This is a genomic window from Pseudomonas sp. BP01 (assembly GCF_022760795.1).
Classification (GTDB): Bacteria; Pseudomonadota; Gammaproteobacteria; order Pseudomonadales; family Pseudomonadaceae; genus Aquipseudomonas; species Aquipseudomonas putida_Q.
On record NZ_JAFBKA010000003.1, the window covers coordinates 1 to 25,589 of the forward strand.

General features: G+C 57.3%; 31 protein-coding genes and 2 pseudogenes. 22 read left to right on the forward strand and 11 right to left on the reverse strand.

The genetic code is table 11. The features are described from left to right. A partial coding sequence (locus JOY50_RS03590; protein ID WP_135192744.1) for an IS3 family transposase occupies positions 1–109 on the forward strand: 109 nt, incomplete at its 5' end. Positions 110–692: 583 nt separating this feature from the next. Beyond that, the gene (gene trbK / locus JOY50_RS03595) at positions 693–941 is read left to right on the forward strand and encodes an entry exclusion lipoprotein TrbK (protein WP_138736050.1); all 249 of its coding nucleotides are present in this window, start codon (positions 693–695) and stop codon (positions 939–941) included. A gap of 115 nt (positions 942–1,056) precedes the next feature. Here the strand turns inward: trbK and JOY50_RS03600 are convergent, their stop codons facing one another. Continuing rightward, positions 1,057–1,326 carry a DUF3077 domain-containing protein gene (locus JOY50_RS03600; protein WP_243054787.1) on the reverse strand — a complete coding sequence of 90 codons (270 nt, stop codon included), beginning with the start codon at positions 1,324–1,326 and terminating at the stop codon, positions 1,057–1,059. A gap of 21 nt (positions 1,327–1,347) precedes the next feature. After that, the gene (locus tag JOY50_RS03605; RefSeq protein ID WP_243054788.1) at positions 1,348–1,590 is read right to left on the reverse strand and encodes a hypothetical protein; all 243 of its coding nucleotides are present in this window, start codon (positions 1,588–1,590) and stop codon (positions 1,348–1,350) included. 404 nt (positions 1,591–1,994) lie between these two features. On the opposite strand from JOY50_RS03605, the gene arfB reads away from it, so the two are divergent. Next, positions 1,995–2,408 (forward strand): alternative ribosome rescue aminoacyl-tRNA hydrolase ArfB, encoded by a 414-nt coding sequence (gene arfB / locus JOY50_RS03610; protein WP_060517119.1) that lies wholly within the window; start codon positions 1,995–1,997, stop codon positions 2,406–2,408. A 68-nt stretch (positions 2,409–2,476) separates the two neighbouring features. Here the strand turns inward: arfB and JOY50_RS03615 are convergent. Continuing rightward, a pseudogene (locus tag JOY50_RS03615) lies at positions 2,477–2,551 on the reverse strand (hypothetical protein); the annotation flags it as partial. Between the two features lie 135 nt (positions 2,552–2,686). Here JOY50_RS03615 and JOY50_RS03620 point away from each other — a divergent pair. The 4 genes from JOY50_RS03620 to JOY50_RS03635 all read left to right on the forward strand — a co-directional run bounded on the left by JOY50_RS03620 (position 2,687) and on the right by JOY50_RS03635 (position 4,022). Next, complete coding sequence (locus tag JOY50_RS03620; RefSeq protein WP_243054789.1) at positions 2,687–2,845, forward strand: hypothetical protein; 159 nt, start codon at positions 2,687–2,689, stop codon at positions 2,843–2,845. A 17-nt stretch (positions 2,846–2,862) separates the two neighbouring features. Further along, entirely contained in the window at positions 2,863–3,087 is a 225-nt protein-coding gene (locus tag JOY50_RS03625) for a DUF2188 domain-containing protein (RefSeq protein WP_132841750.1), read from the forward strand. Beyond that, complete coding sequence (locus JOY50_RS03630) at positions 3,084–3,512, forward strand: DNA methylase (protein WP_243054790.1); 429 nt, start codon at positions 3,084–3,086, stop codon at positions 3,510–3,512. Before JOY50_RS03625 ends, JOY50_RS03630 begins: the two co-directional genes overlap by 4 nt. Before the next feature lie 309 nt (positions 3,513–3,821). Further along, on the forward strand, positions 3,822–4,022 hold the full coding sequence (locus tag JOY50_RS03635) for a hypothetical protein (RefSeq protein WP_243054791.1): 201 nt from the start codon (positions 3,822–3,824) through the stop codon (positions 4,020–4,022). A gap of 27 nt (positions 4,023–4,049) precedes the next feature. Here the strand turns inward: JOY50_RS03635 and JOY50_RS03640 are convergent, their stop codons facing one another. The 4 genes from JOY50_RS03640 to JOY50_RS03655 form a co-directional block, all read right to left on the reverse strand. After that, positions 4,050–4,286 carry a hypothetical protein gene (locus tag JOY50_RS03640; RefSeq protein ID WP_019471971.1) on the reverse strand — a complete coding sequence of 79 codons (237 nt, stop codon included), beginning with the start codon at positions 4,284–4,286 and terminating at the stop codon, positions 4,050–4,052. Further along, positions 4,261–4,602, reverse strand: a complete 342-nt coding sequence (locus JOY50_RS03645) for a hypothetical protein (RefSeq protein ID WP_243054792.1) — start codon at positions 4,600–4,602, stop codon at positions 4,261–4,263. Before JOY50_RS03645 ends, JOY50_RS03640 begins: the two co-directional genes overlap by 26 nt. A gap of 198 nt (positions 4,603–4,800) precedes the next feature. After that, a complete protein-coding gene (locus JOY50_RS03650) occupies positions 4,801–5,181 on the reverse strand; it encodes a helix-turn-helix domain-containing protein (protein ID WP_243054793.1) in 381 nt (126 codons plus the stop codon). A 164-nt stretch (positions 5,182–5,345) separates the two neighbouring features. Beyond that, the gene (locus JOY50_RS03655) at positions 5,346–6,032 is read right to left on the reverse strand and encodes a hydrolase (RefSeq protein ID WP_243054794.1); all 687 of its coding nucleotides are present in this window, start codon (positions 6,030–6,032) and stop codon (positions 5,346–5,348) included. A gap of 207 nt (positions 6,033–6,239) precedes the next feature. Here JOY50_RS03655 and JOY50_RS03660 point away from each other — a divergent pair, with 207 nt between their 5' ends. Further along, complete coding sequence (locus tag JOY50_RS03660) at positions 6,240–6,701, forward strand: RidA family protein (RefSeq protein WP_138736057.1); 462 nt, start codon at positions 6,240–6,242, stop codon at positions 6,699–6,701. A 19-nt stretch (positions 6,702–6,720) separates the two neighbouring features. Here the strand turns inward: JOY50_RS03660 and JOY50_RS03665 are convergent, their stop codons facing one another. Further along, a complete protein-coding gene (locus JOY50_RS03665; RefSeq protein WP_243054795.1) occupies positions 6,721–7,707 on the reverse strand; it encodes a LysR family transcriptional regulator in 987 nt (328 codons plus the stop codon). 394 nt (positions 7,708–8,101) lie between these two features. Between JOY50_RS03665 and JOY50_RS03670 the strand changes: the two genes are divergently transcribed. The 3 genes from JOY50_RS03670 to JOY50_RS03680 all read left to right on the forward strand — a co-directional run bounded on the left by JOY50_RS03670 (position 8,102) and on the right by JOY50_RS03680 (position 9,871). After that, entirely contained in the window at positions 8,102–8,668 is a 567-nt protein-coding gene (locus tag JOY50_RS03670; RefSeq protein ID WP_207911607.1) for a TetR/AcrR family transcriptional regulator, read from the forward strand. 53 nt (positions 8,669–8,721) lie between these two features. After that, a complete protein-coding gene (locus JOY50_RS03675; protein WP_132841733.1) occupies positions 8,722–9,198 on the forward strand; it encodes a nuclear transport factor 2 family protein in 477 nt (158 codons plus the stop codon). A gap of 196 nt (positions 9,199–9,394) precedes the next feature. After that, complete coding sequence (locus JOY50_RS03680; RefSeq protein WP_243054796.1) at positions 9,395–9,871, forward strand: nuclear transport factor 2 family protein; 477 nt, start codon at positions 9,395–9,397, stop codon at positions 9,869–9,871. 146 nt (positions 9,872–10,017) lie between these two features. On the opposite strand, the gene cynR is transcribed toward JOY50_RS03680, so the two are convergent. Then, entirely contained in the window at positions 10,018–10,905 is an 888-nt protein-coding gene (cynR, locus tag JOY50_RS03685; protein ID WP_132841729.1) for a transcriptional regulator CynR, read from the reverse strand. Between the two features lie 110 nt (positions 10,906–11,015). Here cynR and JOY50_RS03690 point away from each other — a divergent pair, with 110 nt between their 5' ends. From JOY50_RS03690 to JOY50_RS03740, 11 genes and pseudogenes are all read left to right on the forward strand, one after another. Beyond that, positions 11,016–11,675: a carbonic anhydrase gene (locus tag JOY50_RS03690; RefSeq protein ID WP_132841727.1), complete on the forward strand. Its 660-nt coding sequence runs from the start codon at positions 11,016–11,018 to the stop codon at positions 11,673–11,675. 39 nt (positions 11,676–11,714) lie between these two features. Further along, positions 11,715–12,185 (forward strand): cyanase, encoded by a 471-nt coding sequence (gene cynS / locus JOY50_RS03695; protein WP_019471981.1) that lies wholly within the window; start codon positions 11,715–11,717, stop codon positions 12,183–12,185. A 110-nt stretch (positions 12,186–12,295) separates the two neighbouring features. After that, positions 12,296–12,553: a DUF2790 domain-containing protein gene (locus tag JOY50_RS03700; RefSeq protein ID WP_132841725.1), complete on the forward strand. Its 258-nt coding sequence runs from the start codon at positions 12,296–12,298 to the stop codon at positions 12,551–12,553. Positions 12,554–12,598: 45 nt separating this feature from the next. Beyond that, positions 12,599–13,615 (forward strand): alpha/beta hydrolase, encoded by a 1,017-nt coding sequence (locus tag JOY50_RS03705; protein ID WP_243054797.1) that lies wholly within the window; start codon positions 12,599–12,601, stop codon positions 13,613–13,615. Positions 13,616–13,891: 276 nt separating this feature from the next. Next, positions 13,892–14,322 (forward strand): annotated as a pseudogene (locus JOY50_RS03710) (hypothetical protein). A 44-nt stretch (positions 14,323–14,366) separates the two neighbouring features. Continuing rightward, positions 14,367–15,254 (forward strand): LysR substrate-binding domain-containing protein, encoded by an 888-nt coding sequence (locus JOY50_RS03715; protein ID WP_132841721.1) that lies wholly within the window; start codon positions 14,367–14,369, stop codon positions 15,252–15,254. Between the two features lie 150 nt (positions 15,255–15,404). After that, positions 15,405–18,083 carry an aconitate hydratase AcnA gene (gene acnA, locus JOY50_RS03720; protein ID WP_132841719.1) on the forward strand — a complete coding sequence of 893 codons (2,679 nt, stop codon included), beginning with the start codon at positions 15,405–15,407 and terminating at the stop codon, positions 18,081–18,083. 255 nt (positions 18,084–18,338) lie between these two features. Then, the gene (locus JOY50_RS03725; RefSeq protein WP_132842079.1) at positions 18,339–19,391 is read left to right on the forward strand and encodes a lactonase family protein; all 1,053 of its coding nucleotides are present in this window, start codon (positions 18,339–18,341) and stop codon (positions 19,389–19,391) included. A gap of 60 nt (positions 19,392–19,451) precedes the next feature. Next, the gene (locus tag JOY50_RS03730; protein ID WP_019472011.1) at positions 19,452–20,768 is read left to right on the forward strand and encodes an MFS transporter; all 1,317 of its coding nucleotides are present in this window, start codon (positions 19,452–19,454) and stop codon (positions 20,766–20,768) included. 141 nt (positions 20,769–20,909) lie between these two features. Beyond that, on the forward strand, positions 20,910–22,163 hold the full coding sequence (locus JOY50_RS03735) for an OprD family porin (protein WP_243054798.1): 1,254 nt from the start codon (positions 20,910–20,912) through the stop codon (positions 22,161–22,163). A 20-nt stretch (positions 22,164–22,183) separates the two neighbouring features. Beyond that, positions 22,184–22,909 (forward strand): transporter substrate-binding domain-containing protein, encoded by a 726-nt coding sequence (locus tag JOY50_RS03740; protein ID WP_138736061.1) that lies wholly within the window; start codon positions 22,184–22,186, stop codon positions 22,907–22,909. Positions 22,910–23,217: 308 nt separating this feature from the next. Here the strand turns inward: JOY50_RS03740 and JOY50_RS03745 are convergent, their stop codons facing one another. Both JOY50_RS03745 and JOY50_RS03750 read right to left on the reverse strand, forming a co-directional pair. Next, positions 23,218–23,859: a 3-oxoacid CoA-transferase subunit B gene (locus JOY50_RS03745; RefSeq protein ID WP_003251131.1), complete on the reverse strand. Its 642-nt coding sequence runs from the start codon at positions 23,857–23,859 to the stop codon at positions 23,218–23,220. 8 nt (positions 23,860–23,867) lie between these two features. Further along, a complete protein-coding gene (locus JOY50_RS03750) occupies positions 23,868–24,563 on the reverse strand; it encodes a 3-oxoacid CoA-transferase subunit A (RefSeq protein ID WP_010954768.1) in 696 nt (231 codons plus the stop codon). Between the last annotated feature and the right edge of the window lie 1,026 nt (positions 24,564–25,589).

Consider the following 25,589-nt stretch of genomic DNA (forward strand, 5'->3'; position numbering starts at 1 on the left):
CGATTACATCGAGATGTTCTATAACCCAAAACGTCGACACAGCAGTGCTATGCAGCTGTCTCCAGTAGAGTATGAGAAACGCTATTTCCTGAGCTTGGAGAGTGTCTAGGAAACCAGGGGCGATTCAGTCAGATCCATTCATAAGCCTACAGTGCGAGACTCTAACGGTGGCTCGTCGCTCCTAGGACAGAACTTCGACGTCATGAATTGCCCTGAGGGTAGGCCCAACCATCCTACGGAATAGGGAAAGTGACCACGTCGTTAGGCGCTGCTAGGGATGAGCGCTGGCGATCTTGATCGCAAAGGATTGCCGTGGGGGAATGGCATTATTTGCCCTTTGTCTGTCTACCTAGATCTCGCGCTCCCCATTGAGTCGGACTCACATAACCCGGGGCTTATTGAATTAGGAGAGCGTACTCCTGGCTGGAGCCGATACGGCAAGCGTGCATCTGACTGCATGCTTGCCACGCCAGTGAGCAATTGCGGAAAAGGCCCGGATTTGTTAAACTTAACGGGCATTAGCGGTAAGGGATAAAGGACGCCAAAATCCCTGAAAAGGGGGAGGGCCTTGGATAAGGGTTCGAATCTCTACGCTTCCGCCATATTCAAAGCCCTGATTATTCAGGGCTTTTTGCGTTTTTGGGGCCTGTAAAGCGGGCTTCTGGAGCGGGTCAGTTCAAAGGAGTGAGTGAATGTCCATTGTGCCTTTTGCACGTCTGGTTGCAGCGCTTGGCGTTGCCGTGAGCCTTACAGCCATTGCCGAAGACAGGGTGCCTGAACCCAACGAAGCGAATTGCTCGGGTGAAACCTATGAGCAAATCTTGGCGAGCCTCTCCAAGGAGTGGGACCGCAATGAGTTCATCGCCAACTGCAAAAGCTTCCATGCGGCCAGAAAGATGACCGAGTGGAAGTTCGAAAAGAGCCCACCTGACAGCTTCTGAACCTAGCCAAAGCCCCGGCATTGATGCCGGGGCTTTATGCATTGGGTTGGAGCCGTCGGTGCTTATCGAGCGAACGTCAGGGGCTTTTTGTACCCCGCCTGGCTGGCCAGGCAAATCAGCGGATCATGCCCAGCTCGGCATCATCCATCAGTGCCTTGGCCAGCGCACTCAGATAGTGAGCAGCCCAGATCATCATCGGTTTCTCTTCCATCAATCCGATAATTGTCAGCTCCCGCACGTACCCCATCAACTCCGAAGATTGCTCCCGGGCACTTTTGCAGGGAATCCCGGCTTCGATGCGAAACAGTGGATGGGTCTGGTTTTCACCCAGGTAGAACGTGGTCTTGCCTACAGTGGTTTGTTCGTTCGATTCGTCAGTAGTCATGGGTCCGTCTCCCTGATCGGCTCAGTGCTGCATTTGCAGCTCGTTCGGCACCTGTACCTGAATCAATGCGGACTCAAGTAACGAGCGCAGGGACTCAAGTTCATGGGTCGTCGCCATCATCAGCACCGCTGCAGGTGACTTGGGCTGCATCAGCATCGCTTGTTGCGAAATGGCTAGCGCGCAGACGGCATATTCCGCGGCTTGGATGAGGGTATCTTCGAGGGAGTGGAGCGTGTGGTGTGGGTCGGGGACCATCTTGAGCATTGTTCAATTCCCTATTGGTGCTGCCACCTCTCAGCCGTCAAGCAAAAGGGTGGCAGCTGTACGAGGGTTGACGGACCGGCGGAATTGAGAAACTCCGGCGCACGCAAGCGTGCCCGCACGTACAGCCACCATAAATAGGTGCCATAACTCAAAACCATCGCGGCCCGTCAAAGCCGTGTCGCTGATGAGCAGCGACCGGCCCAGACTAGAGCCCCAACAGGGCACCCGCAACGGAAAATAGGCGGCAACAGTATCTTTGGGAAATGCCCTACAAGAAAGCGAAAAATTCTGATTTTTCAACACAGATAGACATCATCTTGGGTGGGGATAGCAAGAAATCGTGCATTGTTCTATGGGCGCGCGGCCAAGGCTGTGATAATGGCGGCAATGACAAGGGCCATACCATGCTGACCATCTCCAATAACGTGCATCTGCCGGATGCCGAAATCGAACTGACCTATATCCGCGCGCAAGGCGCGGGTGGGCAGAATGTCAACAAGGTGTCCAGCGCCGTACACCTGCGCTTCGACATCCCGGCCTCGTCGTTGCCCGAGTTCTACAAGGAGCGGCTGCTGGCGCTGCGTGACAGTCGCATCACCGGCGACGGTGTGTTGATCATCAAGGCCCAACAATACCGCACCCAAGAGCAGAACCGTGCTGACGCACTGGCGCGTCTTGGCGAGTTGATCATCGCTGCCGGCAAGACCGAGAAGAAACGCCGCCCCACCAAGCCGACCCTTGGCTCAAAAACCCGCCGCCTCGAAGGCAAAGCCAGGCGGAGCACTGTCAAGGCCGGTCGGGGCAAGGTGGATTTCTAGTACTGGTGTCGGACCGTCGCTGGCAAGTCTGAGCATCTGATGATGCCAGCGCGGCTAGTCCAACCCAATCAGCGCATCATGCCCAACTCGGCATCCTCCATCAGTGTCTTGGCCAACGCACTCAGGTAATGCGCCGCCCAGATCTCTCTTCCATGGCCCCGATAATCGTAAGCGTTTTGGGAAGTCACATCCTCGAACGCCCGCCAGAACTCCGGCGCACTACGGCTGAACGCTTACTCATAGCCGGACTCCAAATTTGACCGGTTGGAGGAAATATCATGCAGCTAAAAACCGAAGGACTTGAAGAGCAGGGGCCGAGCGGTGTGCCCTTTATCAACGACCCTGAAAAGCCCAGCTCACCGCCGCTCAATGATGCCGACGCCACAGATGCCGCTGAAGCCGAGGAAGACATCCAGGACGACGCAGAGTCAATATAGACCGGAGGAGCAGCGCTATGGACAACTACCACCTGAGCCCAACCGCTGATGGCTGGGAACTCAAAAAAGCCGGCGCTGAACGTGCGTCTAAGCGAGCGGCCACGAAGCAGGAGCTGGTCGGCTCGCTGGCGGACTTTTTTGACGGCAAAACGGCATCGGTGAAGATTCACAAGGCTGACGGTACCTTCGAAGAAGAGCGCACCTATCCACGTTCCGCCGATCCGAGACGTTCAAAAGGGTGACGCCTATCACTGCAGCCGAGCTTGGTATCGCTTTCAGCCAGCCGACCGGCCACGGGCTTTACAAGTGGCTGCTCGCGAGCTTTCTGATCGGGAAGAGGATTCGTTCCTCTGTCGCGTTTGAAGCGTATCGAAATCTGGTTGATCGCCATGGGTTGGATACGCCTGAAAAATTGGCTGGCTGCGCCCATCGGGATCTCGTCAGGCTCCTGGGCCAGGCAGGTTATGCGCGGTACGACGAATCCACTGCGACCCGATTGCACGAGCTAGGTGTTGGCCTGGCTGCCGAGCTGGAATCTCGAACGAATGCGGTAGAGAGCGGGTCAATGAAGTCAGCTGAGTTTGACGCGTGGCTGCTCAGCTTCAAGGGCATAGGGCCGAAGACATTGGAAATCTTCAAGCGTGAAGCTGTTCTGGGAGAAAAGTAATGCGTGTAGTCGGATGGCTTCTTACCGCGCTTGGCAGCGTTGGACTTTTGGTGGCTATGGGGCTGCTAGCCTTGTCCATGATGGGTGGCCTTAAAAGCCCTGAGCAACAGTTAATGGTGCCCCTGGGCACTGGTGCTTTCGCCGGCATATTAATCTTGGCGGGAAGACATCTCCGGTCTCGAAGTAAGCCACTCCTGCCAATTCTTCTTGCATCCTGACAGTTATCGCTTCAACGTTGCCAGGGCGATATGCCCCTTGGGTCAGCTCAATAACAGGTCTCACGACGAGACACTGGACGACGGTGCGACCATGGACATTCAAGTGCGACTGTCGCGCACGGGCAACACCCAATTGTTCATCGGGGTGTATGCCGGAGCCGGTATGGCACTTCATGAAGAAGCTTTCCTCTCGCGCCCAGGTGAATCGATGACACGGGCCCTGGCGTGGGGTGTGGGACGCGCCCGATGCCTTGCAACCCATCAGCAGCCTGTTGAACGGCAGGTGGCCTAAGCTTCCGGTTGAAGAAGTGGCGGCGACCTAATGGCCGCCACCCAGGTGATTCCACTCGCTATATGCCGACTTCAGCACTTGGGGAAGGCGAGGAAGCTCACGTCTGATTTCGCTCAACGCTTCAGGGCTTCGAATCCACTCCGTCAACCACGCGATCAGCATCGGTCGAGTAGTGGGGCAGGGCGCTACCTGCTGTTCAAGTTCGTCGGCGATCTGGGCAAGGAGCTCCAAGTAGGCATCAAGCTCTGCAATCTGATTTGCCATGGGCAACCACCTGTTTCACTTTCTGATGGGAAATTGCACCACTTCCGTCTGTACCAATTTCAGCCAGGGCGCGTCCTCTGCCTGTCCCCCACACCATCGCCCGCGTAACCGTCTCGCCAGGCCGCTTGGCGTAGGCTTCTTCAATCCGGGCAAGGCCAGAGCGCTCATAAATCCCAATGAACAACTGTGTGTCGCCGGTACGTGAAAGCCTGACTTGGACATCTAGGCGTGCTCCGTCCGCGAGCACTTCTTCATGAGAATGGTGTTGCAGGCTCGGATCGGCCCAAGCCCAAAATACTGCTCCACGATGTCGCATCCTTGCCTCCTATTTCCATCTCCATCTAGACAGCCTAGCCCGTTTCGTTTGTTCCAGGGCTTTCAATCATCTCGGGACATTTCACGGCCAGTTCACCACCAGTTCGGGCGGAGGCGGAGTACGACTGTGCAAGTCGCAATAGCCAGGAAGGTGCTAGCGGTGCTTGCCTAGTAGGATGGGGATAGCACACCGATCTTGCTAAATGGCCTGTTGCTTCCATGCTTGAGGCGTAATCCCTTCGGATCTCATAAACGTCCGACAGAAATGCGGCTGGTCGTAGAAGCCGCACTCCAGGGCAATCTCGGCGAGCATCATCGACGATGCTTCCAGCAGTTCCTTACTCTTCCTGAGCCGTTGCTCACGCAACCATTGCTGCGCAGAAACCTGTGTGGCTTCTTTGAACATTCGCGAGAAATGACTACGTGACAGACCGCATGCTTCGGCAAGTGCGGTGACAGATATACCGGTATCCAGATGATCCAGCATCATCTGCTTGGCCGTTGTGACTTGCCAGGGTTTGAGCCGCCCCGTCGACTGAATCGCGACGGTGGCTATAACGATGCCGTTAGCTCTGTTCATGGGGATCAATTCATCCTGAAAAATCTGAAGATGGTTGATCCGGGCAGCACGGATCGCTGAAACCTCTCCCGACGCTTCAGTACACTCCGTCTCGATTCGCTAGCCCGGATCAGTTCGTGCCAGCCCCGCTTTTGATCCGAAACCAAGGCTGGGCTGATGAGGCCTTAGATCGATGCAGCCACGGGCGCCAAGGTGGGGCCGTGCTGAACGCGCTCAGGTGCTTTGTGCACCATGGTGTACGCGTAGTCGACGCCCATGCCGTAGGCGCCAGAGTGCTCCTTGACGAGTGCCATCACGGCATCATAGGTGTCGCGATTTTTCCAGTCGCGCTGCCATTCCAGGAGCACCTGCTGCCAAGTCACGGGCACAACGCCTGCCTGGATCATGCGCTGCATCGCGTAGTCGTGGGCCTCTTTGGTCGTACCGCCGGAGGCATCGGCAACCATGTAGATCTCATAGCCTGCATCGTGCATGGCGGATAGTGCGAAGGTGGTGTTGCAGACCTCTGTCCACAAGCCCGAGACAATGATCTTGTTCCGACCATTCTTTTTCAGCGTGTCACGAACCTTCTGGTCGTCCCAAGAGTTCATGGACGTGCGCTCGAGCAACGGAGCATCCGGGAAAACCGCGAGCAGTTCGGGGTAGGTATGCCCGGAGAAACTCTCGGTTTCGACCGTGGTGAAGACGGTCGGCACATTGAAGATCTTGGCTGCTTTGGCCAAACCTACGGTGTTGTTCTTCAGCGTCTGCCGGTCAATGCTCTGTACGCCAAAAGCCATTTGCGGTTGCTGATCAATGAAGATCAGTTGGCTGTTGAGCGGGGTCAGGACTTCAGTGTGTGGATTGCTCATTGTTCTTCCCTTTTGCTGAACGGTAGCGAGAGGTTTTCGGCGGGTCGTCGCCGAGTGCCATCACAAGATAGCGAAACACTCACCGAAGTGGTGGCGCACTTTTGCGCCCTTGGAATCGCATTAATGCACCACAGAAGGCGTCCAATCCGGTGCTAGGATCTCGGCCAGTCGGATCACGTCGATCCATTTTTCGCCGAGGAGAAACCAATGGCCGCTTCACGACCTTTCAACGACGACACCGCCTACTGGGGTGTTTCATGGGAAGAGGCCTATGGCTATCCGCAAGCGCGACGAGTTGGGAACGAGATCTTCATCTCGGGACAGTTCAACCATGACGAAGAGGGCAATCTGGTAGCACCGGCGCCACTGGATGCTGACGGTCGTCCGAGCGATTTCTCGTCGATGGGCGAACAGATGCGGGTGTCCTACGACAACATTGCCAAGTTGTTGGCCTTGTATGACGCCACGATGCAGGACGTCGTTGAAGAGACGCTGTATGTATTGGACATGGATGCAGCCTTTGCCGTTGTCGGCAAGGTGCGCAAGGCGGCGTATGGCACCGAGCGCCCGCAGGCGGCCAGCAATATCATCGGCGTATCGCGGCTCGCTCAGCGTCCACAACTGATCGAGATTGTGTGCCGTGCGGTGATCGGTGCCCAGGCCAAGTGACCTGCGCTCCGGGTTTCAGCTATGAAGCCGGGATGGCCTGCTGACCTTCGACCAGCGGTTTGAGGTCGGCCACGGCAGCCGCACAAAATGTCATGAATGCCTTCACCCGCCAGGACTTCCTGATGTCCTGGTGGGTAAGCAGCCAAAGCTCGTCCTGAAGCTCCTGCACCACTGGGCCTGCCCGAACCAACCCAGGGGTCATATCGCCCAGCATGCAGGGGAGGAAACCAAAACCGAGGCCCGCCGCAATTGCAGCGCTCGCTGCTGCGACCGAATCGGTGCGATAAGAGATTTGCTCCGGGGGCACCCGACATTCGACGTAGCTCGTTGCCTTCAAACCGCACAGGCCTCCCGAGTAGGACACCCACGGCTGGCCCTCAGCGAAGGGATCGGCAATTGCCGCCTGCTTGACGCTGCCATATGGCGCCCAGGCGATGTTGGCGAGCTTGCGACCCACAAGGGCATCTGCCGGTTTCTTGGTCGCGCGCACCGCGATGTCCGACTCGTCTCTCGCCAGGCTCAACGTCTGATTGCCGACCAGCACTTCAATCGTGATCCCCTCATTGGCGGCTTTGAAGTCCGCGATGATCGGCGTAAGAAAGTACAGCAGCAGCGAGTCGCTGGTGGTAATTCGCAGTTTCCCCAAGGGGCCTTGGCCGGCACGAGAAACCCTGCGAGTGACACTGACGATGTCCAGCTCAACGCGCTCGGCCAGTGCACGCAGCTCTGCACCTTCGGCGGTTAGCAAATACCCCGCCTTGCGATGATCGAACAGCGCAACCCCCAGCGTCTTCTCAACCTGCGCAACCCGCCGCGAGACGGTGGAGACATTGATGCCGAGCCTCTTGGCGGTAGCGGCGCGATTGCTACAGTCGCTCAGCGTTTTGATGATCCGCAAGTCGTCCCAAGACAGCTGGCTGACAGCTTCACCGACATCCCACTTAGGGCCATTGGCATTTTCAGGGACAGGCTGGGCACTTCCAGGTGACGGCTTCACGTAAATCATTCCGGGTAGGGAGGGCTGATGATACGAGAAGGGGCTTAGCCAACCAAGGTGTAACTTGGGGCATGTCAGGGGGGAAAAAGAAAACCCGTCGCTAGGCCTGTGCGAGCAGCGGATTATCAACCTTGCCCATACCCTCGCGGTGAGATGCCCCGTCGCTTTAATGCCTCCCTACACAAATCATCAGCAGGTTGACTGAGGCACCGCCTAAGACCGGAGCCAGGTAGGGTGCTTCGGCAGCCTCGGTAATCGAGGCTTTCGATCCTCTCGAATGGCGGGCGCACATTGGAGCGCAGGCTCGATTGAAAACCCTTCTCACACGTACAATCAAAAAAATTCAGAAGAGATGCTTGACCAGGTAGAACGACCGTTCTACTCTGGCTACATGGATAAGCCAATGACCGATACACGTGAAAAAATTCTGGCTACTGCCGAAAAGCTGATTTACGAAAATGGGATCCACGCCACTGGCATGGATCTCCTGGTAAAGACCTCTGGCGTAGCGCGTAAAAGTATTTATCGCTATTTCGCGAATAAAGACGATGTCGCAGCAGCGGCACTGAATGCGCGTGATGTACGCTGGATGCAGTGGTTCAGGAGTGAATGTGAAAAGGCGCAAACTCCACAAGAACGCATCCTTAGCATTTTTGATGTCTTAAAGTCCTGGTTTGAGTCTGAAGGTTTTCGCGGCTGTGCTTTTATTAACACTGCCGGAGAAGTGGGCGATGCAGATGACCCTATTCGGCAAATCGCAAAGCTGCATAAACAAAAGCTACTTGACTACACGCTAGAGCTTACTAAAGATTTAGGCGTCAAAGATCCGATTGTTTTGGCTAAGCAGTTTTTCGTGCTTATAGAGGGCACTATAACCGTGGCCCGGGTAATGGGTGATTTCACCGCCCTGGATAGTGCTAAAGAAATCGCTAACATTTTGCTCAAAGAAGTACCGCGCACAAGCGCTTAACGTTCCAGAACCGCTAATTCCACTGAACGATCCAAATGATTGGAGGCACCCTCATGTCCAACGAAACTGCTCGTCCGCCACTTCCTCCGTTCACTCGCGAATCGGCCATTGAAAAAGTCCGACTCGCTGAGGATGGTTGGAATACCCGCGAGCCCGAAAAAATCGCGCTCGCCTACACGCTGGACACCCAATGGCGAAACCGCGCCGAGTTTGCGACCAATCGCGAAGAAGCCCAGGGTTTCCTCACTCGTAAGTGGAAGAAGGAGCTGGACTACCGTCTGATCAAAGAGCTTTGGGCCTTCACCGACAACCGCATCGCCGTCCGTTATGCCTACGAGTGGCACGACGATTCGGGCAACTGGTTCCGCTCCTACGGCAACGAAAACTGGGAGTTTGAGGCAGATGGCTTGATGCATCGCCGCTTCGCCTGCATCAACGACATGCCCATCAAGGAAAGCGAGCGCAAGTTCCACTGGCCACTTGGGCGCCGTCCGGATGATCACCCAGGTCTGACTGAACTGGGTCTGTAATCGCTACACCTGCTTCAATATTGTAATAAGCCATTAGTGCAGGAATGTTATTTCTGATGCTAAGGGTGGTTTTCAGTCGCTCTCTTTTAATTCGTTTCACGTCTTTGAATATCGCTTCAGGCGGGCCTGGCTTCATTGGCCTGATTTAACGTCCTGCAATCAAATTTGTTTATCCACTTAATTTGGAGGCATCACCATGTCCAACGCACAAGCTCGCCCGCCACTTCCTCCTTTTACTCGCGAATCGGCGATTGAAAAAGTCCGGCTCGCTGAAGATGGCTGGAATACCCGCGAGCCTGAAAAAATTGCGCTCGCCTATACCCTGGACACCAAGTGGCGTAACCGCGCCGAGTTCGCAAACAATCGCGAAGAAGCCCAAGGTTTCCTAACTCGCAAATGGAAGAAGGAGCTGGACTACCGTCTGATCAAAGAGCTTTGGGCCTTCACCGACAACCGCATCGCCGTCCGTTACGCCTACGAGTGGCACGACGATTCAGGCAACTGGTTCCGCTCCTATGGCAACGAAAACTGGGAGTTTGAAGCAGATGGTCTGATGCACCGCCGCTTTGCCTGCATCAACGATATGCCTATCAAGGAAAGCGAGCGCAAGTTCCACTGGCCACTGGGTCGCCGGCCAGATGATCACCCAGGTTTGACTGAACTGGGTCTCTGAGCCATGCAGAACGTGATCCTTCACAGCGGAAGGATCAGGTTTTTTGCGTCCCCACGGCGTCGACATGGTAGTCGCGCCGAAACCCACCGCAAGTGCCGTCTCCCTTCCCTGAGCGCCGAGCCGCGCCATCAGCCCGCGTGGCTACTTCACCCATCAAGACCGCTGGACACTTCTTTAGCCAGCTCGATGAAAACCCCCACCGCTGCACTCAGATAAGCTTCCTTTCGCCGTAAAAGAACGCCAGTTCGCTGCAAACGTTCTGGCTCCAGGGTGATGGCCACTAGGTCGTCATGAGCCAACGCAATTCTGGCAGGCAGCAACGTCGAAAGATGCGTTCGTCGAACGATCTCAATCACTGCCCCAAGCGCATTGACCTCCATCTGCACCTGAGGGCGAATCTCGTGTTTGCGGCAGTAGCGGTCGATTTGTTCACGAGTGGCAAACTCTGTACTGAGCAGAACCAGAGACTCAACACTCAGGGCGTGCGATGTTATTGCCCGCTCCCCGGCCAAGCGGTGTTTTCGGTTCACCACTAGAGCGAGCGTTTCGTTCAGCAAGGGGATGGCTTCAATGTCCGGTGTGTTTATTTCATCGAACGCGATCCCTACGTCCAGTTCTCCTGCCAACAGCAATTCCTCGATGCGCTCCTGGGAGATCTCTTTCAGGTTGACGGTGATTTTGGGATGCCTGGAGTGAAATGCCTCGATCAGCGGCCCCACCAGATAGGTCGTGAATGTCGGGGTTACGGCAATGCGCAATGAGCCACGGCTGAGGTCGCTCACGTCATGGATAGCGTTCTTAGCTTCCCGCAACTCCTGATGCGCACGGCGTGCATAGAGAAGGTAGACATCGCCTGCGTCTGTCAGCCGCGTTGTGCGCCCTGAGCGGTCGAACAATTGGGCTCCAAGACTTTCTTCCAACTGCCTTACTTGCTGCGAAAGGGCCGGCTGAGAGACATGCAGAGCCGCTGCAGCTTTCGTGAAACTGAGATGTTCAGCAACCGCCAGGAAATACTGGATGTGTCGAGCGAGCATAAGTTGACCCATAAGATTATCTGATCTACCGCATAATAAATGAGACTTTTACCTTATGTCATGGGTTGCTTAATCTTTGTCTCACACCCAGCGACATTGAGACAGCAACCATGAAAGCGATCATCGACGGTTTTCTGAAATTCCAGAAAAACGCCTTTCCTGAGCGGGTCAAACTGTTCAAGGACTTGGCCAACCAGCAGAGCCCGAAGGCGCTGTTCATCTCCTGCTCAGACAGCCGACTGGTGCCTGAACTGGTCACTCAGCGCGAGCCAGGCGATCTGTTTGTAATTCGTAACGCCGGCAACATCGTGCCGTCGTATGGCCCGGAGCCTGGCGGCGTTTCGGCCTCGGTCGAATACGCGGTGGCCGGACTCAACGTCGCAGACATCGTGATCTGCGGTCACTCGGACTGCGGAGCGATGACCGCTATCGCAACCTGCAAGTGCCTGGATCACATGCCTGCTGTAGCCGGTTGGTTGCGTTACGCCGACTCGGCCAAGGTAGTTAACGAAGCCCGTCAGCACCTCGATAAGCCCAGCAAAGTCGCTTCCATGGTGCGCGAAAACGTCATCGCGCAACTGGCCAACATCCAGACCCACCCATCCGTTCGCCTGGCGCTCGAAGAAGGTCGCGTCACGCTGCATGGCTGGATCTATGACATCGAAACCGGGCGTATCGATGCCTTTGATGGCAGCACCGGCACCTTCGTGTCTCTCGCCGAAAACCCTGAAGTTCACGCCGTGTCCCAACAAGCCAGGCACGTTGCCTGAAACCTATACCTGCACCTTTACCTACCCAGGAGATTCACCATGATCCAGACTCAAGCTACTCGCACCGCTCGCCAGGAACTGACCGAAATCATCATCCTGGCCAAGGCCCGCAAGGATCTTTCCTTCGCCGAAATCGTTGATGGCACCGGCCTGTCCGAAGCCTTCGTCACTGCAGCCCTGCTTGGCCAGCACCCACTGCCTGAAAGCGCCGCCAAGGTCGTAGGTGAAAAGCTCGACCTCGATGCTGATCAAGTCACTCTGCTGCAATCGATGCCAATTCGTGGCAGCTTCTTCGACGGCGTACCGAGCGATCCGACCATCTACCGCTTCTACGAGATGATGTCGGTGTACGGCACCACCCTCAAAGCGCTGGTTCACGAGAAGTTCGGTGACGGCATCATCAGCGCCATCAACTTTAAGCTGGATATCAAGAAAGTCGAAGACCCGGACGGTGGCCACCGCGCTGTGATCACCCTGGACGGCAAGTACCTGCCTACCAAGCCTTTCTGATGCCACTCAGCCCGGCGTCAGAACTGCGCCGGGCTACCCCCAACCCTTTACTCCGACCGAGCGCCGTATGAGTGCGCTGGCCTTCTTACGCCCCAATACAGGTGATTGCTATGAAGCTGTTACTCGTTTTGTTCCTCGGCTGCCTTGGTTCTGTCGCTATGGCCGACGACCAGGTTACTCAGACTGCGCAGCTTACGGTGGAGCCCTATCGCTACGCTCAGCACCTCGATATCGCGCACGTTGTGGCTGTTACCCCGGTACCTAATGTCTGCGATGTGGTGCCAATGCAGCTGACTTACGACGATTCCAAAGGCGACCGTCACATCATGGAGTACCGCGTTATAGGGAATGGTTGTTCCAACAACTAACCCACGACCCAACGACTACCGGCCCATCGCCAAGGAACGTAAACCATGAAGTTGTCACGCACACTCACCGCCGGACTTCTTGCCATTGCCGTTAACGGTGCATTCGCTGCGGGTGGCCCTGGTGTCGAAACCACCACCCAGGCGTTTCTTCAAGCCCTGGAAGCAGGCGGTGGTAAACCGCTGGAAACCCTCTCGCCGAAAAACGCCCGCGCCGTGCTGAGCGGTGCCCAGGCCAGCGTGAAGGTGGATCTCGCGGGTATCCAGGTCGAGCGTCGGAGCATCGAGATAGAGGGCAGAAGCCTGGATATTCGGGTTATACGTCCAGAAGGGGCAGAGGGCGACTTGCCTGTGTTCATGTTCTTCCATGGCGGGGGTTGGGTGCTTGGTGATTATCCCACCCATGAACGCCTGATCCACGACCTGGTAGTAGGGTCTGGTGCGGCAGCGGTTTATGTCGACTACACGCCGTCGCCGGAAGCGAAGTTCCCCACAGCGATCAATCAAGCTTACGGCGCCACACGGTGGGTTGCCGAACACGGTAAGCAGATTGGTGTCGATGGAAGCCGTCTCGCGGTTGTGGGAAATAGTGTCGGTGGGAACATGGCCGCTGTGGTTGCGATCAAGGCCAAAGAGGCCGGCACCCCCAAACTGCGTTTCCAGGCGCTCTTGTGGCCGGTGACGGATGCAGACTTCAGCAGCGGCTCTTACAACCGCTTTGCCGAAGGTCACTTCCTTACTCGTGGCATGATGAAATGGTTCTGGGACAACTACACCACCGATCCGGAACAGCGACGCGACATACACGCCTCACCACTGCGCGCTACCTTGGAGCAGCTGCAAGGCCTACCACCAGCTTTGGTACAGACTGCCGAAATGGATGTACTGCGGGACGAGGGTGAAGCTTACGCCCGTAAACTCAATGCGGCAGGCGTGCCGGTTACTGCCGTTCGATACAACGGCATGATTCACGACTACGGCTTACTCAATGTACTCGCTCAGGTTCCCAGCGTCCGTGATGCGATGAGTCAAGCCGCTCAGGCGATCAAGCAGCACCTGAAGTAATCGCAAAAAAATCAGTCGAAGACAGCCAGTCAGATAGCGAATGCTACTGCTCCGCTTGGCCTCCATGTGTGAACTAGGCAGTAAGCGGAGCGCACCGGCCCCGGAGGGGCGAGAGGCGTGCAGAGGGCCGCAGCCTTGCGGTTCGAAGGCTTCGCGCTTCGAGAACACACTGTTGACCGCTCGATAATTCTCAGAAGAGTGGCAGCCCTTTACGATGGCTCACGCATCCTAGATGCAACCCAAATGGACAAACGTTATGAATAATGGAGCGCCCCAATGCTCAACTTCAACGCGCACCTAGGTTTTCAGTTCACTGAGCTACCTTTTCTCCAGCGCTTCGCTGCAGCCTCCCTAGTAGGCTCCAAAGCGGTAGAGTTTCCTTCCCCTTATGCCTACGACGCTTCGGTGCTAGGCGATCTCCTTCAAGAGCACAAGTTGAAGCTTGTTCAGTTCGCAGCCCCCGCTGGTGAGACGAAGGGCCTTGCAGCCGCTCCGGGGAAAGAAGACGAGTTTCGTCATGGCCTGAAGGTTATCTGCACAGAAACTGCGCTAGGTTACTTCTTTTCGGATTTCCACAAGGCGCAGGACGCTCTTGAGCGTTTTTGCAACAGCTTGACTATAGCGGCTGGGTGGGCTGCGAGTACCATCCTTCTGGTGTGACTACGGACACGCTTGGATGGATGAGTCGATTCAAGAGCGATCTGTGACCGCCTTCGCGGAGCTTGAAAAGCTACCTACCAGGAATTGACCATTGCGCTACGACCTTACCAGCCTTGACCTTTTCATCACTGTTGCCCAGGAGCGGAACCTCACGCGTGCCGGTCGAATCAAGCATGTCGCAGTTTCGGCCATCAGCAAAAGGATCACTGAGCTCGAGGCGCAGATCGGCTCCCCGCTACTGCTGCGTAATGCTAGAGGGGTAGAGCTGACCCCAGCAGGTCAATCCCTGTTGTTTTACGCCAGGCAACTCAAGCAAACCATGGCCCAGCTCGACACCGAATTGAGTGGGTATGCCAGCGGGGTCAAGGGGCATATCCGCATCCACGCCATCACTTCCGCGCTGTCCCAATTCTTGCCACAGGACGTTGACGGCTTTGCCCAGCTGTACCCACAGATCAAGTTTGATATCGAGGAACGAGTGGGTTCTGCGGTGATTCGAGCAGTGGCCGATGGGCGAGCTGATCTTGGGATCATTGCAGCACAAACAGCCTCAGAGGGGCTTGAGGCGCTGACCTACAGGCATGATGAGTTGACCTTGGTGGTCCCCAGTGGTCATGAGCTAGCCACGCGTAAGGTCATCAAATTCAAGGAGGTGCTGGAGCATGAATTCGTTGGCCCTCACCTTGAAAGCTCGATGCACACCTTGCTGACAGCGGAGGCCGCCAAGCTGGGTATGAGCCTCAAGTTACGTATTCGGATTAGCAGCTTCGACTGCATGTGCAGGATGGTGTCTGCCGGGCTGGGTATCGCTGTGCTGCCTCGTAGTGTCATCAACCAGTATCTGCGCAGCCACAAGCTCAAGGCTGTGACCCTGGATGAGCCATGGGCACACCGCACGCTGTTACTGGTGGTCAGAAAGTACGAAGCCGCATCCCCCACGCTCAAAACGTTCATCGATCACCTGAAGCTACCAGAGTAGAGCAGTCCGTCAGCGTTCTCGTTTGGAGAACGCTGTTGTGGTAATTGACCAATTTTCATCCCCGCAGACTGCTCTTAGTATCGGCTCAACCGCCCAAGGCATGGCTCCGTGCATGCCTGCTAGCACTATAAGAAGCCGAGCGAAATGAGCATGACCGAGACTGCCTGCGACCTCTTTACTCCCCTGACAATCAACGATGATTCGTTCACGATTGTCGATCTGCGCAAGATGCTTGATCACAGCCAGCTGGCAGAGCTGCCGTATTCCATTCGTATCCTGCTGGAGAACGTTGCACGCTGCTCTCCGGAAGCCTTGCCGTCAGTGTTGGCGAGAGCTATCGGGCAGGGCCCGGACTGCGAAGTACCTTTCCAGCCCAACCGCCTGATGTTCCATGACACCACCTGCCTGCCTGCTTTGGCCGATTTCGCCGGCATGCGTGATGTTGTCGCCGAGCTGGGTGGCGATCCACAGGCGATGAACCCGCTCATCCCCGCTGTACTGACTATCGACCACTCGGTGATCGTCGAGCGCTACGCCGAGTCGAACGCGGTCGAGCAGAACCTGGACATCGACTTCCGCCGCAACAGCGAGCGCTACCGTTTCATCAAATGGGCTCAGAAGAGCCTGGACAACTTCGGTGTGATCCCACCGGGTACCGGCATCATTCACCAGATGAACATGGAGGCGTTGGCCCAGGTCGTTTGGGAAAGTCGCGCAGCGAACGGGGAGCGCCTGCTCCACCCTGACGACATGGTCGCCACCGACAGCCACACGCCGATGATCAATGCCATTGGTGTGCTGGGCTGGGGCGTTGGTGGGCTGGAAGGGCAGGCCGCCATGGTGGGTGAACCGGTACCGATCAGCTTCCCGAAAGTGATCGGTATCCGCGTGACCAATGCCATGCGCCCAGGTGTAACAGCCACCGATTTGTCCCTGCATGTGGCAGAAATTCTGCGCAAGCGCTCGGTCGTGGGCAAGTTCGTGGAGTTCACTGGGCCAGGCCTCTCCACGCTTAGCTGGGCAGCACGTGGCACAGTCTCCAACATGGCGCCCGAGTACGGGGCGACGGTTGTGTTCTTCCCGTTCGACAACGAGACGTTGGCCTACCTGGAGCTCAGCGGTCGTTCGGCCAAGTTGCGCGAGCAAGTCATCGCCTACATGAGCGCCCAGCCGCTGTGGCGCCGTGACGAATTGGCCGAGCCGGAATTCGACGAGCTCATCGAGCTTGATCTGGCGAGCATCGAGCCGAGTGTTGCAGGCCCGCACCAACCGCACCAACGTCAGCCACTTTCCAAAGCCGCAGCGTCGTTCCAGGATGAAGTGCTGGGCGGCGGCAAGCTGATCACAGCCCCGCAAGAGCAGCGCTTCTTCGAGCCTTCTTTTGGTGAGTCGATCACTCACGGCGCTGTGGTGATGTCGGCTATTACCAGCTGTACCAACACCGCAAACCCGGCGCAGATGATCCAGGCGGGTTTGCTGGCCCGTAAGGCCCGGAGCCTGGGCCTTCAGCGTAAGCCGTGGGTCAAGACGTCGCTCTCGCCTGGCTCGCAGGTGGTCGCAGACTACTTGGCTGAAGCCAACCTGCTGGAAGACTTTTCTGCATTGGGCTTCGATCTGGCGGGCTTCGGTTGCATGACATGCATCGGCAACTCGGGGAAGCTCCAAGAGCACGTTGAGCATTTCGCCGATCAGGGCCTCAAAGGCGTGGTCGTGTTGTCCGGCAACCGAAATTTCGAAGGCCGGGTGAACCCTAAAGTACCGGCAGGCTATCTGGCATCCCCGGCGTTGTGCGTTGCCTACGCCATCGCCGGTACCATCGATATCGACCTGACTTCGCAGCCGCTTGCCACGGATGCTGAGGGCCAGCCGGTATTCTTGCAGGATCTGATGCCAAGCGATGCTGACATTGCCGATGAGGTCGCCAAGGTGGTCAAGCCGGAGTTCTTCCAGCATCGCCTGGCAACTGTCTGGGAGGGTACGCACCATTGGCAGGCGCTTTCTGCCGAGGGTAGTGTCCAGTTTCCCTGGAGGCCCGAGTCTACCTACCTGCGTCGTCCGCAATACCTGGCGGATATCCAGGCGCAGCCCAAACCGTCCCTGGCTATCAATGGTGCTCGGGCGCTGATGGTGCTTGGCGACAATGTCACCACTGACCACATCTCGCCAGCAGGCGCGATCCCTGCCAATAGCTTGGCCGGGCAGTGGTTGCTCGAACGTGGTGAGGATCCACAGGACCTCAACCAGTATTCCACGCGTCGCAGTAACCATGAAGTGATGCTGCGTGGTGCCTTCACCAACAAATCAGTTAAGAACCGTCTCCTTGGCGATCAGCAGCCAGGGCTTGGCGCCTGGGCGTGGAATGCTGACCACAGCGAATGCTTACCGCTGTACGAGGCCGCCAAAAGCTATGCCCTGCAAAAGACACCGATGGTGGTTTTTGCAGGTATCAACTACGGCGCTGGCTCCAGCCGTGACTGGGCCGCGAAGGCACAGGCCCTGCTTGGGGTGAAGGCGGTGGTTGCGCAAAGCATCGAGCGTATTCACCGCAGCAATCTGATCGGCATGGGCGTACTGCCTCTGGTCTTCAAACCTGGCCAAAGCGTTGACGACCTTCGTTTGGATGGCAGCGAGCAGTTCGATTTCCTGGGCCTTGATGAGCTGGTTGTAGGCGAGAACCTGATCAAGCTGATCGTTCATCGCGCCGATGGCCGTCGTGATGAAGCCGAGGTTATTGCGCGTGTGGATTCGCAGCAGGAAGTGCGCTACCTGGCCAACGGTGGTGTGCTCCCGTTCGTGATCCGCAAGGTTGTTGCCCGCACTCGGGCTTGATGTTTAAAGGCCCCATGCGGGGGCCTACTTGGCCAAAACAATAAGAAGGACTCGTCCATGGATCGCGAACAATCCAACGTTGTTGCGCCTGACCTCGCGAGCGTCACGCACGCAGGGTTATGCCGTCGCACGCTGATCAAGCACTTAGGTGCAGCCACCGGCCTCGGTATCCTGGGCTCATTGCTACCTGCAGGGTTGGTCAGCGCCGCGAGTGCCATGTCTTCAAACAATTCTGCAAGCGGGAGTAATACCCCAATGTTCGCATATGTCGGATCGCGCACAACCCGGGAGCGCAATGCCCGTGGTGATGGCATCACGGTCTATCGGTTGAATCAAGACGCCGGCACGCTGGAGCAGGTGCAGTTGGTCGACGACTTGGTGAATCCCTCGTTTCTTGCCCTCAATCGCGCCGGTGATCGCCTCTACAGTGTTCATGGCGACCGCAGTGAGGTCAGTGCCTTCAGCGTCGACAAGGCAAGTGGGAAGCTGACATTCCTCAACCGCCAAAGCTGTGAAGGAAAGAATCCGGTGCATTTGGCGCTGGATCCGAGCGAGCGGTTCCTGGTGGTTTCCAACCATATTACCGGCACCTTGGCAGTGCTCAATGTGGAAGAAAATGGCGCCTTGGGCGGTATCAATCAATTGCTCAAGCTTGAAGGCCCCACTGGCCCTCATCGGGTTGAGCAGCCATTCGCCAAGCCGCATTTCAACCCGTTTGATGCAACAGGGAACTACGTTCTGGTACCGGATAAAGGCCTGGATCGAGTGTTCAGCTTCCGCTTTGACAACGGCAAGCTGCACCCTGCCGACCAGCCATTCGCTGTTGCCCGGGAGGGTTCTGGCCCGCGTCATATCGCAATGCACCCCAAAGCCGGTTTCGCCTATGTGATCAACGAGCTGGACTCAACCGTTACCAGCTACCGTTTCGACTCGCGCAGTGGTGCCCTGCAACCGTTCCAGGTATTGCCGTCGCTGCCGGCGAGCTATACCGGCAACAGCCGCGCGTCCGAGATCGAAGTGGACCGCAGCGGGCGTTTCCTCTATGCCTCCAATCGCGGTTACGACAGCATCGCTGTGTTCAAGATTGATCAAGGAAGTGGCCTGCTGAGCCCTGTCGACTTCGTGCCTAGCGAAGGGAAAACGCCGCGTTTCTTCAGCCTGACGCCAAATCAGCGTTTCCTGTTTGCACTCAATGAGGACAGCGACAGCATCGTGTCATTTGCTGTCGATCCGCATACCGGTGGTTTGAGCAAGACAGATTTTTCGATTTCGACCGGCAGCCCGGTCTGCATGATCTTTTCCGCCTGATACCTGCTGCAACGATAACAATTAAAGGGCGAGCTACGGTTCGCCCTAGATGAGGTCTCTATGAACAACAACAAAACTGTCGATGAGCAGGCTGTCGTTCGCAAGGTTACCTTGCGGATCATCCCGTTCATGTTCTTGCTGTACATCGTCTCCTACCTGGACCGCGCCAATATTGGTTATGCCGCGCTGGAGATGAACAAGGAACTCGCCCTGACCAGCGAGGCGTTCGGTTTCATTTCCGGGATCTTCTTCATCGGCTATTTCCTGTTCGAAGTGCCGAGCAACGTGATGCTCAACAAATACGGTGCGCGGGTCTGGATAGCCCGAATCCTGGTGACCTGGGGCCTGATTGCTGCCGCTACCGCCTTCGCCCAGACCGCCAACCAGCTTTACGTGCTGCGCTTTTTCCTGGGCGTGGCCGAGGCGGGCTTCTTTCCGGGCGTGATCGTCTACCTGACCTACTGGTTCCGCTCGAAGGAGCTGGCCACGACCGTCGCGCTGTTCACGGCGGCAATCCCGGTCAGCTACATCATAGGCGCGCCGCTTTCGACCTGGATCATGGACAACATCAAGTGGCTCGACTGGAGCGGCTGGCGTTGGATGCTGTTCCTCGAAGGCGTCCCGGCCGTGTTCCTTGGCATAGCCTGCTTCTTGTTCCTGACTGACAAACCGGAGCAGGCCAAATGGCTTACCCAGCAGGAGAAAGACTGGCTGCTCGCCGAGCTCGAGCGTGATCGCCAGAGCCGCAAGAACGTCAAGCGACTGGGTGTGTTCAAGACCATGGTCAACAAGAAGGTGCTGTACCTGGCCTTCATCTATTTCGTGTACCAGTGCGGCAGCCTGGGTGTGGGTTACTGGATGCCGCAGATCATCAAAGGCTTCTCCAGCGAGCTCACGCACACGCAAATCGGTTTGATCGCAATGCTGCCCTATATCGTTGCGACGGTAGCGATGGTTATTTGGTCGCGAAGCTCTGATCGACGAAACGAGCGCAAGATGCATTCTGCGATCCCCCTTGCAGTGGCGGCCTTGGGCCTGGTGGGGGCGGGCATGTTGTCCAGTCCTGTGGCCTCGATGGCGATGATCTGTGTGGCATTGTCGGGTCTCTACAGCTTCAAATCCCCGTTCTGGGCACTGCCCACCCTGTTCCTTGATCGTGCTACCGCAGCGGTATCCATCGCGGTAATCAACTCCATCGGCAACCTGGGTGGCTTCGTTGGCCCATCAATGATTGGCGTGGTTAAAGGCAACAGCCAGAGCGCCGCTACCGGCCTGCTGTTCCTCAGCGCACTGCTGCTCATCGCGTTCCTGATGACTGCACTGATGCGTGTGACCAACAAAGAGCCCGATCAGCCAGTAGCCGCTTCAGCCCACTGACCTGCTGACAGAGTCGCTCTTACAGGGCATTCCAATCTTTGTAAGGGCGGTTCCAGACCGCGTAGCAATCCCCGTAACGAATAATTTCTTCCTGGCCCGTTCCGGGTCGGGCAGCGTCATGCCAAAAAATGGAATCGCCAGATGCACAACAACAAAAACATCCTGCGCACCCTGATCACTCTGTCCCCGTGCCTGGTCGTCGGTACCGCCGGTGCAGAAGGTTTTGCCGAGGACAGCAAGGCAAGCCTGCAACTGCAAAACTACTACTTCAATCGCGATTTTCGCGAGGGTGCCGGCCAGTCCAAACGGGAAGAATGGGCCCAGGGATTCCTCTTCGATTTCCGCTCTGGTTACACCCCAGGCACTGTGGGCTTTGGCCTTGATGCGTTGGGAATGCTGGGTATCAAGCTGGATTCAAGCCCTGACCGAGCCGGTTCCGGCCTGCTGCCGGTGCATGATGATGGGCGCGCTGCCGATGAGTTCAGTCGTCTCGGCCTGACCGCCAAGGTGAAGGTTTCCGAAAGCGAGCTCAGGTACGGAACACTCATCCCCAAGCTGCCGACCGTGCAGGCCAATACCGGGCGGATACTGCCGCAGACCTTCGAAGGTGGCTTGATGACCAGTAACGAAATCGAGGGCTTCACGCTGACGGGTGCACGCTTCAATCGCGTGACTGATCGTGACTCGACCGACGCTCAGAAAATCACCCTGAACAACAAGAACCGCAGGTTTACCGGTGCTGTGGAAGGTGATGATTACTGGGTGGGCGGATTTGATTACGCGGTTAACAAAGGGCTGACACTTAGCTACCAGTACGCCGAACTGCAGGACGTGTACCGACAAAACTTTTTGGGTATCAATAACACGTGGAGCATTGGCCCCGGTAAGCTCAAAAGCGATTTGCGCTACATGCTGAGCGACGACGCTGGCAACGCGAATGCTGGCGCCATCGACAGTGGTGCGCTCAGTGGGTTGTTCACTTATAGCCTGGGCGGCCATGCATTTGGCCTAGGGCTACAGAAAATGAACGGTGACACTTCGATGCCATTTCTCAATGGCACGGATCCGTACCTCACCAACTATATCCAGATCAACGATTTCGCCGAGCCTGGCGAACGCTCCTGGCAGCTGCGTTACGACTACAACTTCGCCGCCATCGGCATCCCTGGGCTGACGTTCATGAGTCGCTATGTCAAAGGCGATCACGCTGATGCAGCTACCCATGCCGGGGAAGGCCGTGAGTGGGAGCGCAATACTGATATTGCATACGTATTCCAGTCCGGGGCATTGAAAAATGTTGGTATCCGTTGGCGCAATGCGGCCTACCGCGCGAACCTTGCGCGTGGCGCGGATGAGAATCGCTTGATCGTTTCGTATACCTTGCCAATCTGGTAAACCCTTTTCAGGAGATCCCTATGACCACCATCACCCCCGCGGTACTCGATGACTTGGCTCCAGGTGGCGTCATGCACGCTGCCATCAATTTTGGTAACCCCGTGCTCGCTCAGCGTGGCCCGAATGGCGAGCCACAAGGCGTATCCGTTGCACTTGCCAAAGCCCTTGCGCAAGAACTGGGGGTGAAGCTGGAAATGCGCACTTTCGATGCCGCAGGCAAAGTCTTTGCCGCTTTGGACGAGGGGGTATGGAGCCTGGCGTTTCTGGCTATCGAGCCGGTGCGTGAGGCGCAGATCTCGTTCAGCGAACCCTACGTCATTATTGAAGGCACGTACCTCGTTGAGCGCGATTCCCCCTTCCAGTCGGTGGTGGATCTGGACCAAGCCGGGCTGAAGCTGGCAGTGGGCAAGGGGGCTGCCTACGATCTGTTTCTGACCCGTACCCTGAAGAACGCCGAGCTTGAACGCGCGGACACGTCCGCAGGGGCGGTTGATCTGTTCCTTGAGCAAAAACTCGATGCGGCTGCGGGCGTGCGCCAACCCTTGCAGAAGGTAGCTGATCTCGACCCGCGCTATCGCGTGCTGGATGATGCCTTCACCTCAATCCGCCAGGCAATGGCGGTGCCACGTGGACGGGATGCTGGCGCGGCATACGTAAGGGCATTCGTTGAGCGAAAAAAAGCTGAAGGTTTCATTCATGCAGCTCTGGCTCAGAGCGGCCAGGCGGACGTGACCGTCGCACCTTGAATCGTGCCAGGAAAGCGATAGTCTCGGGCTGAAGTGGGGTGATGCCTGGGATAGTGGCTGTTGGTCGGGGCCATGGGGGCTGCTGTGCAGCCCATCGCAGGCAAGCCAGCTCCTACAGGTATTGCACAGCTTTCGAGGCTGGTGCATCAACTTGTAGGAGCGGCCTTGTGTCGCGAAAGGGCCGCAAAGCGGCCCCCGGATTTTGGCGTTACATCAACTGGTGCTGGGGCTGCTTTGCAGCCCTTTCGCGGCACAAGGCCGCTCCTACAAAGGTCCGCGTAAGGCAACAGACTGTGTAAGCCGGAAGATCACTTTATCAGCGGCACACCGCTCAGCTTCTGCAACTCGTCAAAGTCGATATCTGCACAAATCTCGACCACTTTCAGCCCTTCAGGCGTCACTTCCAGTACGGCCAGGTCGGTGTAGATGCGGCTGACGCACGCAATGCCGGTCAGCGGGTAGGTGCACTCGGGCACCAGCTTGCTTTCGCCGGTCTTGGTCAGGTGGTCCATCATCACGAACACCTGGCGGGCGCCGGTGGCCAGGTCCATCGCGCCGCCTACGGCCGGGATCGAACCTTCGGCGCCGGTGTGCCAGTTGGCCAGGTCGCCCTTGACCGAGACCTGGAAGGCGCCCAGTACGGCGATGTCCAGGTGGCCGCCACGCATCATCGAGAACGAGTCGGCATGGTGGAAGAAGGCACCACCGGTCAGCAGGGTGACGTGCTGTTTGCCGGCGTTGATCAGGTCATCGTCTTCCTCGCCCGGCGCAGGGCTTGGGCCCATGCCCAGCAGGCCGTTCTCGCTGTGCAGGAACACTTCCTTGTCGCCCAGGTAATTGGCCACCAGGGTCGGTGCGCCAATGCCCAGGTTCACGTACGCGCCTTCCTGGATGTCTGCGGCCACGCGCTGGGCCATCTCGGTGCGGGAGAGCTTTTTGGTGATGGTCATGGCAGGCCTCAGACAGCTTTGGCGATCGAAGAAGCGGCAGCGCCGGTGACGGCAACCACGCGCTGGACGAAGATACCCGGGGTGATGATGTGCTCCGGGTCCAGTTCACCGAGTTCGACAACCTGGTCGACCTGGGCGATGGCGGTCTTGGCGGCCATGGCCATGATCGGGCCGAAGTTGCGCGCGGCCTTGCGGTAGGTCAGGTTGCCCCAACGGTCACCCTTGTGCGCCTTGATCAGCGCAAAGTCGGCGTGCAGCGGCATTTCCAGCACGTACATGCGGCCGTCGATTTCACGGGTTTCCTTGCCTTCGGCCAGCAGGGTGCCGTAGCCGGTCGGCGAGAAGAACGCACCAATGCCCGAACCCGCTGCGCGGATGCGCTCGGCCAGGTTGCCTTGCGGCACCACTTCCAGCTCGATCTTGCCGGCGCGGTACAGTTCGTCGAACACGTAGGAGTCGGACTGGCGCGGGAACGAGCACACCACCTTGCGCACGCTGCCCGCCATGAGCAGGGCGGCCAGGCCGATCTCGCCGTTGCCGGCGTTGTTGCTGATAATGGTCAGGTCGCGGGCACCGGTTGCGATCAGGCCATCGATCAGCTCGGACGGCATGCCGGCTGTGCCGAAGCCACCGACCATGATGGTCGAACCGTCGGTGATCCCTTCCACCGCGCTGGCGATGGACTCGTACGTTTTATTGATCAAGGCGAGCTCCTGGTTGTTCCTGGAGTATGGTTGTCGGGCTGGCCGGCGCGTTTAAGCGATGAGGCCTGTCAGCGCTTGAAATTGTTTGCTGACTTTCGCTATAGCGTGCCGCAAGATAGGGCAACAGTAGAGGGGGTTTAGCGGAATTTGTGCGATTATCGAACTGTTGTGCGATGTGCGAGCAGTTCTGGCTGCTATTTGTCACATTCCGGATGAGGGCCTGATTTCATCTGGTTTGCGCCTCGTTGGTGCATTCAGGGCCTGCCCATAACCTTTCTTGCACAAGTGCTGTGCATTCAACGACTTGAATTCCCCATTTATCACCGCTCCCGCCGTTGGCGTGCGACTTGCTATCAGATTGCCATCCGATGTCGCGTATGGTGAAGATAATGTCGCTTTCCAGTGGTTCCATGGAGTTGTCATCGAGCGAGAAGGGCTGGCTGCCCTGGCTGGGTAAAACCGGAAAGCTCAGGATGGGCTGGGCATGTCACCTTAACCGGGCGAATTACCCGCAGATCGAGCAAACTTTCGAAGCCATTGCCCAGACCCGCGTGCGGTTGTTGCATGATTGGGCGTGCGAGCACTGGGAGCACTTGGCGGAACTAGCGGAACAACTCGCGCAAGGGTTCGCTCAACCCGACAGCACGCTGCTGCGGGACAAGCTGGCGCAGGCCGAAGACTTTTCCGAGTTGTTTGTCGTCGATGCTGCCGGCAGCATCATCGCCTCCACCTGGCCACAACTTGGTACGCCGCGTATCGAGCAGACTGCAGCGCTGGCCCAAGGGCTGAAGGCGCCGTTCCTCCATGGCCCCTACAGCGACCCGCTGACCCTGCGCATTGGCCCGTCGTCCTCACGCTTCCACGATGAAGTAACGCTGATGTTCTACCAGCCGGTGAAGGCCGGTGGCAAAGTGCTCGGCTGCCTGTGCGGCCGGGTGCCCAACGATGTGCTGGGTGACCTGATCCAGCGCGAGGCCGGGCATATTTTCGCCGAGTCGGGCGACAACTACCTGTTCATGGCGCAGT

What these genes read in the sequence shown, in the direction of transcription:
- cynS (WP_019471981.1), top strand. Translation starts at nt 11,715, where the DNA reads ATGATCCAGACTCAAGCTACTCGCACCGCTCGCCAGGAACTGACCGAA.
- acnA (WP_132841719.1), top strand. Translation starts at nt 15,405, where the DNA reads ATGACCGAGACTGCCTGCGACCTCTTTACTCCCCTGACAATCAACGAT.
- JOY50_RS03725 (WP_132842079.1), top strand. Translation starts at nt 18,339, where the DNA reads ATGTTCGCATATGTCGGATCGCGCACAACCCGGGAGCGCAATGCCCGT.
- JOY50_RS03620 (WP_243054789.1), top strand. Translation starts at nt 2,687, where the DNA reads ATGCAGCTAAAAACCGAAGGACTTGAAGAGCAGGGGCCGAGCGGTGTG.
- JOY50_RS03635 (WP_243054791.1), top strand. Translation starts at nt 3,822, where the DNA reads ATGGACATTCAAGTGCGACTGTCGCGCACGGGCAACACCCAATTGTTC.
- JOY50_RS03705 (WP_243054797.1), top strand. Translation starts at nt 12,599, where the DNA reads ATGAAGTTGTCACGCACACTCACCGCCGGACTTCTTGCCATTGCCGTT.
- JOY50_RS03745 (WP_003251131.1), bottom strand. Translation starts at nt 23,859, where the DNA reads ATGACCATCACCAAAAAGCTCTCCCGCACCGAGATGGCCCAGCGCGTG.
- JOY50_RS03645 (WP_243054792.1), bottom strand. Translation starts at nt 4,602, where the DNA reads ATGCGACATCGTGGAGCAGTATTTTGGGCTTGGGCCGATCCGAGCCTG.
- JOY50_RS03675 (WP_132841733.1), top strand. Translation starts at nt 8,722, where the DNA reads ATGTCCAACGAAACTGCTCGTCCGCCACTTCCTCCGTTCACTCGCGAA.
- JOY50_RS03670 (WP_207911607.1), top strand. Translation starts at nt 8,102, where the DNA reads ATGACCGATACACGTGAAAAAATTCTGGCTACTGCCGAAAAGCTGATT.
- JOY50_RS03735 (WP_243054798.1), top strand. Translation starts at nt 20,910, where the DNA reads ATGCACAACAACAAAAACATCCTGCGCACCCTGATCACTCTGTCCCCG.
- JOY50_RS03650 (WP_243054793.1), bottom strand. Translation starts at nt 5,181, where the DNA reads ATGAACAGAGCTAACGGCATCGTTATAGCCACCGTCGCGATTCAGTCG.
- JOY50_RS03625 (WP_132841750.1), top strand. Translation starts at nt 2,863, where the DNA reads ATGGACAACTACCACCTGAGCCCAACCGCTGATGGCTGGGAACTCAAA.
- cynR (WP_132841729.1), bottom strand. Translation starts at nt 10,905, where the DNA reads ATGCTCGCTCGACACATCCAGTATTTCCTGGCGGTTGCTGAACATCTC.
- arfB (WP_060517119.1), top strand. Translation starts at nt 1,995, where the DNA reads ATGCTGACCATCTCCAATAACGTGCATCTGCCGGATGCCGAAATCGAA.
- JOY50_RS03665 (WP_243054795.1), bottom strand. Translation starts at nt 7,707, where the DNA reads ATGATTTACGTGAAGCCGTCACCTGGAAGTGCCCAGCCTGTCCCTGAA.
- JOY50_RS03600 (WP_243054787.1), bottom strand. Translation starts at nt 1,326, where the DNA reads ATGACTACTGACGAATCGAACGAACAAACCACTGTAGGCAAGACCACG.
- JOY50_RS03605 (WP_243054788.1), bottom strand. Translation starts at nt 1,590, where the DNA reads ATGCTCAAGATGGTCCCCGACCCACACCACACGCTCCACTCCCTCGAA.
- JOY50_RS03740 (WP_138736061.1), top strand. Translation starts at nt 22,184, where the DNA reads ATGACCACCATCACCCCCGCGGTACTCGATGACTTGGCTCCAGGTGGC.
- trbK (WP_138736050.1), top strand. Translation starts at nt 693, where the DNA reads ATGTCCATTGTGCCTTTTGCACGTCTGGTTGCAGCGCTTGGCGTTGCC.
- JOY50_RS03690 (WP_132841727.1), top strand. Translation starts at nt 11,016, where the DNA reads ATGAAAGCGATCATCGACGGTTTTCTGAAATTCCAGAAAAACGCCTTT.
- JOY50_RS03700 (WP_132841725.1), top strand. Translation starts at nt 12,296, where the DNA reads ATGAAGCTGTTACTCGTTTTGTTCCTCGGCTGCCTTGGTTCTGTCGCT.
- JOY50_RS03730 (WP_019472011.1), top strand. Translation starts at nt 19,452, where the DNA reads ATGAACAACAACAAAACTGTCGATGAGCAGGCTGTCGTTCGCAAGGTT.
- JOY50_RS03680 (WP_243054796.1), top strand. Translation starts at nt 9,395, where the DNA reads ATGTCCAACGCACAAGCTCGCCCGCCACTTCCTCCTTTTACTCGCGAA.
- JOY50_RS03640 (WP_019471971.1), bottom strand. Translation starts at nt 4,286, where the DNA reads ATGGCAAATCAGATTGCAGAGCTTGATGCCTACTTGGAGCTCCTTGCC.
- JOY50_RS03660 (WP_138736057.1), top strand. Translation starts at nt 6,240, where the DNA reads ATGGCCGCTTCACGACCTTTCAACGACGACACCGCCTACTGGGGTGTT.
- JOY50_RS03655 (WP_243054794.1), bottom strand. Translation starts at nt 6,032, where the DNA reads ATGAGCAATCCACACACTGAAGTCCTGACCCCGCTCAACAGCCAACTG.